This is a genomic window from Frateuria sp. (assembly GCF_013362045.1).
In the GTDB taxonomy this organism is placed as follows: Bacteria; Pseudomonadota; Gammaproteobacteria; order Xanthomonadales; family Rhodanobacteraceae; genus Frateuria_A.
The window spans coordinates 1-8,219 of the sequence record NZ_JABFWW010000089.1; the positions used below are offsets into that span (position 1 = coordinate 1).

Below are 8,219 nucleotides of genomic sequence, written 5' to 3' on the forward strand. Positions count from 1 at the left end.
GCCACGCTGCGCGCAGCCAGCACGTCGAACGCCGCCAGCATGGCGAAGCTGGTCGCCTTCGCCGCCAGCGCGCCGGCCACGTGCGCGCGCGGCAACTCCCGCAGCGCCGTGCCCACGTCGCGCCAGCGCATCGCGCCCAGGTAGCGGTGCAGCAGCCAGGCGGCCAGCGCGAGCAGCAGCATCGAGACCAGCCAGGACAGCGCGCGCAGGGTCCGCGGCAGGCGCGGGCCGCCGGCAGTGCCGGTGAGTGTGGAAGAGGCGGCGGACATCCGCGCGACCTTACGCGGATGGGCGGGAGGGCGCGAGTGCTGGATCGTCATCCCGCCAGCGTACCCGAGCCCGCCGCATCGCCCCGGCGCCGCGTGCGGGGTGCCGAACGGCCGGGCTGTGCCGGTCCGCGACTCACGCTATCGTTGCCCTTCCGCCGCCGCCGCTGCCCGCCCACGCATGAGCCAAGCACCGACCACCTACCTGCGCCGCCTCGGTACCTGGGACGCGGCGATGATCGTCATCGGCGGCGTGATCGGCGCGGGCATCTTCCGCACCCCGGCCACCCTGGCCCAGCGCACCGGTTCGGGCTGGGAACTGCTCGCCCTGTGGGCGGTCGGCGGCCTGCTCACGCTGGCCGGCGTGCTGTGCTACGCGGAACTGGGCGCGCGGCGGCCGCAGGCCGGCGGCAGCTACATCTACCTGCGCGAGGCGTTCGGCAAGCTGCCGGCCTTCCTGTTCGGCTGGACCATGGCGCTGATCAACTACCCCGGCAGCGTGGCCGCGGTGGCCACCGCGTTCGCCGACTACTTCTGCGCGGCGCTGGGCGTGTCGACGCTGTACATCAAGCCGGTGGCGGCCGGGGCGATCGCCTTCATCGTCGGCGTCAACCTGTTCGGCATCCGCGCCGGCGCCTGGGTGCAGAACATCTTCACCGTGCTCAAGCTCGCCGCGATCGCGCTGCTGGTGGGCGTGGGCGTGGTGCTGTCCAACGGGCACCTGGGCGTGGCGCTGGCCGCCGACCCGGCGCACAAGGTCGCGCCCGGCGCGTTCTTCGGCGCGCTGCTGCCGGTGCTGTTCACCTACGGCGGCTTCCACTACCTCAACGACCTGGCCGGCGAGGTGCGCAACCCGCAGCGCACCCTGCCGCGCGCGTTGGGGCTGGGCCTGGCCGGCGTGATGGTGGCCTACGTGCTGGCCAACTTCGCCTACCTGGCGGGTCTGGGCCACGCGGGCCTGGCGGCCAGCCACGCGCCGGCGGCGGACCTGATGCGCCGCCTGTTCGGCGAGCGCGGCGCCACGCTGATCGCGCTGGGCATCGCCTGCTCCACCTTCGGCTACTGCAACATCGCCATCGCCGGCGGCGCGCGCGTGCTGCAGACGATGGGCGCCGACGGCATGTTCTTCTCCGCCGTGGGCAAGATCGACCCGCACAGCCGCGCGCCGCAGGTGGCGCTGGCGACGCTGGGCGCGTGGGCGATCGTGCTGGCGGTGTCGGGCAGCTTCAACCAGCTGCTCGACTACACCACCGTGGGCGAGTGGCTGGCGCACGCGTGCAGCATCGCCACGCTGTTCTGGTACCGGCGCTACCTGAGCGAGCCCTCGCCCTACCGCGTGCCGTTCTATCCGTGGCTGCCGCTGCTGTTCGTGATCACCGTGCTGGGCGTGATCGGCGCCACCGCCATCCACAACCCGGGCGACGCCGGCATGAGCCTGGTCATCATCGCCTGCGGCATCCCGGCCTACTACGGCTGGCGCTGGCTGGAGCGCAACGCGGCCTGAGCGGGCATTCAGCGGCGCCTGGCGATGATCGGGCGCGCGAGGTGAGACCATGAAAGCCCCCCTTTCCGCGCTGGTCCCGCTGCTCATCGCCTGCCGTGCCGCGACGGCGATGCCGGCGGTCGACCTGGCCGCGGAGGGAGTCGCGCTCGCGCACGTGCAGCGCGGGCCGGTGCAGCGCCTGCCCGATGGCGAGACCTTGCGCCGCTATACCTTCGAACCGGCCGCACAGCCGCAGCTGACCCTGATGCCGCCGACCGGCGCACTCGACGCGGCGGGCGAGCTGCGCCTGCGCGTGCAGAACGCGATGCCCTGGGCGGTGACGCTGGTCGTGGACGTGGAGGGCGGCCGCGGCGAGCGCCTGCATGCCGCCGTGGGCTTGCCGGCCGGTCCGGCGCAGACGCTGGTGCTGCCGTTGCATGCGACCTCGCCGCGCGTCTTCGGCATGCAGGCCGGCCCGCCGATGCCGTTCGATGCCCCCGACGGGCGCGTGGTCGTGGCCACCGCCGTGGACGGTGCGCCGGCGTTGCGGGACATCCGCGCGTTGCGGCTTTCCATTCCCGCGCCGCAGGCGCCCCAGACGCTGCTGCTGGGCGCGCTCGAAGCCCATGCGGATGCGACGCTGAGGCAGGCCTACACGGGCATCGTCGATCGCTACGGCCAGTACGCACGCGGCACCTGGCCGGAAAAGATCGCCAGCGATGCGGCGCTGCGCGCTGCGCAGGCGCAGGTCCCGGCGGCGAGGGCGTCCACGCGCCAGCGGCTGGATGGCTACGGCGGACGTCTGGACGTCCAGGGCCGTGCCACCGGCTGGTTCCACACGCAGAAGCTGGACGGGCGCTGGCGCCTGGTCACGCCCGACGGCCACGCGTTCTTCTCGCTCGGCGTCAACGCCGTGGCGGCCGATGGCGGGCGCAGCTACGTCGAAGGTCGCGCCTGGATGTTCGATGGCCTGCCTCCTGCGCAAGGCCCGTGGGCGGCATTCCATGGCCATGGCGAGGACGGCGGCCAGATCGGCGCGGCCTCGGGGCTGGCCTTCCACCGGGGCCGCTGGTTCGACTTCTATGCGGCCAACCTCTACCGCGTCGACGGCGCGAAGTGGCGCGACGCCTGGCGCACGCGCACGCGCGAACGGCTCGGGTCCTGGGGCTTCAACACGCTGGGCGACTGGAGCGACGAAGCGGTCGCGCGAGGCCGCGGCCTGGCCTACACGCGCGCGATCAACATCGCCGGCGACTACGGCAACGTGGCCACCGGCTACGACTACTGGGGCCGCATGCCCGACCCCTTCGACCCGCGCTTCGCACAGGCGGCCGAACGCGCCGCGGTGCAGGCCAGCGCCGGCGTACGCGACGATCCGTGGCTGCTCGGCTACTTCGCCGACAACGAGCTGGCCTGGGCCGCACCCGGGCCGCAGGGCCGCTGGGCGCTGGCGCAGGGCACCCTGCGCGGCGAGCCGCAAAGCGCCGCCAAGCAGGCATTCCTCGCCATGCTCCGGCGCAAGTACGGCGATGCGCTGAAGCTCGGCGTGGCCTGGGGCATCGGCGTGACGCGTTGGGAAGCGCTGGCCGCGGCAGGCTTCCAGCCGCCGTCGCCCGACGAAGCGCACCCGGCGATCGCCGAGGACTACAGCGCCTGGCTGCGCATCTACGCCGAGCAGTACTTCCGGGTGGTGGCGCAGGCATTGCGCCGGCACGACCCGCATCACCTGTTCCTCGGCGGCCGTTTCGCCGTGCGCACGCCCGAGGCGGTGTCCGCCTGCGCCCGGTGGTGCGACGTGGTGAGCATCAACGTCTACGCCGACCTGCCCGGGCACGGCATGGACTTGGGCCGGCTGCACAAGCTCGACAAGCCGGTGCTGGTCAGCGAGTTCTCGTTCGGCTCGACCGACAGGGGGCCGTTCGATGCCGGCCCGGTGGCGGCGTGGAACGAGGCCCAGCGCGGTGAGGCCTATGCGCGCTTCCTGGCCGCTGCGGCAGCCGATCCGTCCATCGTCGGCGCGCACTGGTTCGAGTACGCCGACCAGCCCGTCACCGGCCGCCTGCTGGACGGCGAGAACGCGCACATCGGGCTGGTCGGAATCACGGACATTCCGTTCCGCGGCTTCGTCGACGCGGCGGCCGCGGCCAACGCCGCCGCCGCTCGACGCTGAGGTGCGCCCCCGGCTGCGTGCTACCGGCCGATGTCGCGCAGCCGCCGGCCGTGCATCAGGTTGCGCTCGATCTGTTCCAGCGTGATGCCCTTGGTCTCGGGGATCAGCCAGAAGGTGAGGCCGATGAACACCAGGTTGAGCGCGGCGTACAGCCAGAACGTGTGGGCGTTGCCGATGCCGTTGAGCAGGGTCAGGAAGGTGGCGCCGACGACCATGTTGGCGATCCAGTTGGTGAAGGTGGAGCAGCCGATGCCGAAGTCGCGGCCCTTGAGCGGCTGGATCTCCGAGCACAGCGTCCACACCAGCGGTCCGGCCGACATGGCGAAGCCGATGATGAACATCAAGAGCATCGCGACGGTGAAGAGCTGCCCGGCATGCGTGGCGATGCCGCCGTTCATCATCGCGCCGACCACGCCCAGGCCGGCGGCCATCACGGCGAAGCCGGTGTACAGGATCGGCTTGCGGCCCCAGCGGTCGATCAGCGCGATGGCGATGAAGGTGGCCAGCACGTTGGTGAGGCCGACCAGCGCGGTGAACCACATCTGCGCGGCCGTGTCGTAGCCCATCGCCTGGAAGATGCGCGGCGCGTAGTACATCACCACGTTCATGCCGGTGAACTGCTGCATCAGCTGCAGCAGCACGCCCAGGCCGACCGAGCGACGGAAGTTGCGGTTCTCCAGGAACAGGTGCCAGCCGCGCTGCGGGGTCTTGAGCTGCTCCTCGATGTCGGCCGCCTCGCGCTCGACGATGGCCGAATCGCCGCGCAGCCGCTGCAGCACGCCAAGCGCCTCGTCGCGACGGCCGCGCATCATCAGCCAGCGCGGGCTGTCCGGCAGCATCAGCACGCCGAGCAGGAACAGCGCGCCGGGAATGGCGATCACGCCGAGCATCCAGCGCCAGGCGCCGGTGTAGCTGAGCGCCGTATCGGAGAGGAAGGCCACCAGGATGCCGATGGTGATCATCAGCTGGTAGGTGGAGATCATCGCGCCGCGGATGTGTTCCGGCGCCACCTCGGCCAGGTACAGCGGCGCGGTGAAGGTGGCCACGCCGATCGCCAGGCCGAGCACCAGGCGCGCGGCGATGAGCGTCTCCGGCGACCAGGCCAGGCCGCACAGCAGCGAGCCCAGCACGAACAGCACGGCGCCCAGGATCAGCGAGCGCTTGCGTCCCAGCGCCGCCGACAGCCAGCCGGCGGCGACCGCGCCGACCGCCGCGCCGAACATCATCGAGCTCACGATCCATTCGATGACGTGGTCGCTGACCTTGAACTCGGCCTGGATGAACTGGGTGGCGCCGGAAATGACGCCGATGTCCAGGCCGAACATCAGCCCCGCCAGCGCGGCGAGCACGCAGGTGAAGACGACGGTGGCCCTGGGGTGCGTGACGGGTGAGGCGATGGCGTTGCTGTTCATGCGATGTGCTTCCCCGGAAGCGAGAGTGGCGATGCAGCGGATAGCTGTGGCGGCGTGCCCGCGAAGCGCGGTTCCGGCAGGCCGGTGGTGCCCGCCGGTGCCGCGAACAGCGCGCCGGCGGACGGTTGGGTGGCGAGCGCCGCGGCGTCCAGGCCGTCGCGCGCGCTGGTGACGTAGAGCATGGCCAGGTCCGGCCCGCCGAAGGCAGGGCGGGTCGGCTGCGAGGCGGGCAGGTCGACGCAATGGTCCAGGCGGCCGTCCGGCGTATAGCAGGCGACGCGGCCCAGGCCCCATTGCGCGTTCCACAGGTTGCCTGCGCAGTCCACCGCCGAGCCGTCCGGTTCGCCGCGCGGATCGTCCAGGCGGACGAAGGTGCGCGAGGGGCCGCAGCGGTCGCCGTAGTCGCAGCACTGGATCGTGCGGGCGGGCGAATCGCAGTAATAGAGCGTGCGGCCGTCGGGGCTGAAGGCGACGCTGTTGCTGATCGCCACGCCGGGCAGCTCCAGGCGCTCGACCGAGAGATCCGCGTTCAAGCGATAGAAGCTGCCCATGGGCTGCCGGGCGCCGCCCGCGGACGGCTCGTGCAAGGTGCCGAACACGAAGCGCCCCTGGCGGTCGCAGGCGCCGTCGTTCAGGCGCGTCGGCAGGCCGGCTTCGACCGTGGCGATGGCGCTGAGCGTGCCGCTGGCCGGGTGGAAGAACGCCAGCCGCGAGGCGAGCCCGAGCAGCAGCCAGCCGTCGGCCTCGCACAGCGCGATGCAGGCCAGCCGCTCGGGCATGGCCCACCGATCCGTGCGGGCGTCGCGGGGGCGGAAGCGCCAGAGGGTCGCGGCGTGGATGTCGGTCCAGTACAGCGCGTGCTCGCGTCCGCACCAGACGATGCCTTCGCCGAGCGTGTTGCCTGCCTGGAGCACGACCGCGGCGGGCGTGGTCATACCCAGCCGCCGTCCACGATGAAGTCCTGCCCGGTGCACATGCGGCTGTCGTCGGCGGCCAGGAACAGCGCCGCACGGGCGACGTCGTCGGCCATCAGGTAGCCGGGCAGGCACTGCACGCGGGCGATCTCGGCCTCGCCCTCGGCATCCAGCCACAGCCGCCGCTGCTTCTCGGTGATCACCCAGCCCGGCACCAGCGCGTTGATGCGGATGCGGTCGCGGCCGAGCTCGCGCGCCAGGCCGTTGACCAACCCGTGCACCGCGGCCTTGGCCATCGCGTACATCGGGTAGCCGTCGTTCTTCTTCATCCAGCCGGTCGAGCCCAGGCAGATCACCGAGCCGCCGCCGAGCATGCGCATGTCCTCGCGTACCGCCTGCGTGGCGAAATACTGGTGGCGCAGGTTGACCGCCACGTTGCGGTCGAAGTCCGCGCCGTTGGTGTCGCCGAAGGCGTGGCGCACGTCGTTGGCCGCGTTGTTGACCAGCACGCCGATCGGCCCGATCGCGGCGCGCGCCTGCGCGATCGCTGCGGCCAGCGCGTCCAGGTCGGTCACGTCGCAGGGCAGAAACAGCGGCCGGTGGCGGGCGTCGGCCAAGCCCGCGCACAGCGCTTCGCCGTGGGCCCGGTCGACGTCGATGAAGGCCACGCGGCTGCCCTGGCGCGCGAAGTGTTCGACGAAGGCGGCGCCGATGCCGGTGGCGCCTCCGCTCACGAACACGGTGCGGTCGACCAAGCTGGGATAGCTGGCGAAAGCGGCCATGCTCACCACTCCGCCACGCTGCCATCGGCATGGCGCCACACCGGGTTGCGCCAGCGGTGGCCGGCCGAGGCGCGCTCGGCGACGTAGGCCTCGTTCACCTCGATGCCCAGTCCGGGACTGCCCGGGATGGCGACGAAGCCGTCCTCATAGGCGAACACGCTGCGGTCGCTGACGTAGTCGAGCAGGTCGTTGGCGGCGTTGTAGTGGATGCCCAGGCTCTGCTCCTGGATGAAGGCGTTGTGGCAGACCGCATCCAGCTGCAGGTTGGCCGCCAGCGCGATGGGTCCGAGCGGGCAGTGCAGCGCGATCGCCACGTCGTAGGCCTCGGCCATCGCGGCGATCTTGCGCGTCTCGGTGATGCCGCCGGCGTGCGAGGGATCGGGCTGCAGGATGTCCACGCCGCCGATCGAGAGCACGCGCTTGAAGTCGTAGCGCGAATACAGCCGCTCGCCCAGCGCGATCGGCGCGGGCGACACCGCGGCGAGCTCCGGCAGCGCCTCCAGGTGCTCGGACAGCACCGGCTCCTCGATGAACATCAGCTTGTAGGGGGCAAGCTCGCGCATCAGCACCTTGGCCATCGGCTTGTGCACGCGGCCGTGGAAGTCCAGGCCCAGTCCGACGTGCGGGCCGACCGCCTCGCGCACCGCCTGCACGTTGGCGAGCACCTGCTCGACCTTGGCGTAGGTGTCGACGTACTGCATCTCCTCGGTGGCGTTCATCTTCACCGCGGTGAAGCCGCGTGCCACCGCGTCCTTCGCCGCGCGCGCTGTATCCGCCGGGCGGTCGCCGCCGATCCATGAATAGACGCGGATGCGCTCGCGCACCGGGCCGCCGAGCAGCGCGTGCACCGGCTGGCCCAGGTGCTTGCCCTTGATGTCCCACAGCGCCTGGTCGATGCCGGCGATCGCGCTCATCAGCACAGGGCCGCCGCGGTAGAAGCCGCCGCGGTACATCACGCTCCACAGGTCCTCGATGTGGCGCGGGTCCTTGCCGACCAGGTAGTCGGAGAGCTCGTCCACCGCCACGGCGATGGTGTGCGCGCGGCCCTCGACGATCGGCTCGCCCCAGCCGCTGATGCCCTCATCGGTGTCGATGCGCAGGAACAGCCAGCGTGGCTGCACGCCGAAGGTAGTGAGGCGGGTGATCTTCATGCGTTCTGTCCTTGCGAATCGAGGTGGCGCCGCCAGGCCTG

Annotated in this window: 6 protein-coding genes and 1 pseudogene; 2 read left to right on the plus strand and 5 right to left on the minus strand. The window is 71.7% G+C overall.

The window, feature by feature from the left end:
• A pseudogene (locus HOQ08_RS04340) lies at positions 1-269 on the minus strand (hypothetical protein); the annotation flags it as partial.
• Positions 270-447: 178 nt separating this feature from the next.
• Between HOQ08_RS04340 and HOQ08_RS04345 the strand changes: the two are divergent.
• Together HOQ08_RS04345 and HOQ08_RS04350 are read left to right on the plus strand one after the other, a co-directional pair.
• Positions 448-1,770, plus strand: a complete 1,323-nt coding sequence (locus HOQ08_RS04345) for an amino acid permease (RefSeq protein WP_291192028.1) — start codon at positions 448-450, stop codon at positions 1,768-1,770.
• Positions 1,771-1,819: 49 nt separating this feature from the next.
• Entirely contained in the window at positions 1,820-3,919 is a 2,100-nt protein-coding gene (locus tag HOQ08_RS04350) for a beta-agarase (RefSeq protein WP_291192030.1), read from the plus strand.
• A gap of 20 nt (positions 3,920-3,939) precedes the next feature.
• Here HOQ08_RS04350 and HOQ08_RS04355 read toward each other — a convergent pair whose 3' ends face one another.
• From HOQ08_RS04355 to dgoD, 4 genes are read right to left on the minus strand one after another with little or no spacing between them, the layout of a single operon-like run.
• Positions 3,940-5,331, minus strand: coding sequence for a sugar porter family MFS transporter (locus HOQ08_RS04355; RefSeq protein WP_291192032.1), 1,392 nt, complete (start codon positions 5,329-5,331; stop codon positions 3,940-3,942).
• The gene (locus HOQ08_RS04360) at positions 5,328-6,266 is read right to left on the minus strand and encodes an SMP-30/gluconolactonase/LRE family protein (protein WP_291192034.1); all 939 of its coding nucleotides are present in this window, start codon (positions 6,264-6,266) and stop codon (positions 5,328-5,330) included. Before HOQ08_RS04360 ends, HOQ08_RS04355 begins: the two co-directional genes overlap by 4 nt.
• Positions 6,263-7,027, minus strand: a complete 765-nt coding sequence (locus HOQ08_RS04365) for an SDR family oxidoreductase (protein ID WP_291192036.1) — start codon at positions 7,025-7,027, stop codon at positions 6,263-6,265. Before HOQ08_RS04365 ends, HOQ08_RS04360 begins: the two co-directional genes overlap by 4 nt.
• A gap of 2 nt (positions 7,028-7,029) precedes the next feature.
• Entirely contained in the window at positions 7,030-8,178 is a 1,149-nt protein-coding gene (gene dgoD / locus HOQ08_RS04370; protein WP_291192039.1) for a galactonate dehydratase, read from the minus strand.
• Positions 8,179-8,219 lie beyond the last annotated feature (41 nt).

Coding starts and splice junctions, on each gene's coding strand:
- dgoD (WP_291192039.1), bottom strand. CDS start 8,178: ATGAAGATCACCCGCCTCACTACCTTCGGCGTGCAGCCACGCTGGCTG.
- HOQ08_RS04350 (WP_291192030.1), top strand. CDS start 1,820: ATGAAAGCCCCCCTTTCCGCGCTGGTCCCGCTGCTCATCGCCTGCCGT.
- HOQ08_RS04365 (WP_291192036.1), bottom strand. CDS start 7,027: ATGGCCGCTTTCGCCAGCTATCCCAGCTTGGTCGACCGCACCGTGTTC.
- HOQ08_RS04345 (WP_291192028.1), top strand. CDS start 448: ATGAGCCAAGCACCGACCACCTACCTGCGCCGCCTCGGTACCTGGGAC.
- HOQ08_RS04360 (WP_291192034.1), bottom strand. CDS start 6,266: ATGACCACGCCCGCCGCGGTCGTGCTCCAGGCAGGCAACACGCTCGGC.
- HOQ08_RS04355 (WP_291192032.1), bottom strand. CDS start 5,331: ATGAACAGCAACGCCATCGCCTCACCCGTCACGCACCCCAGGGCCACC.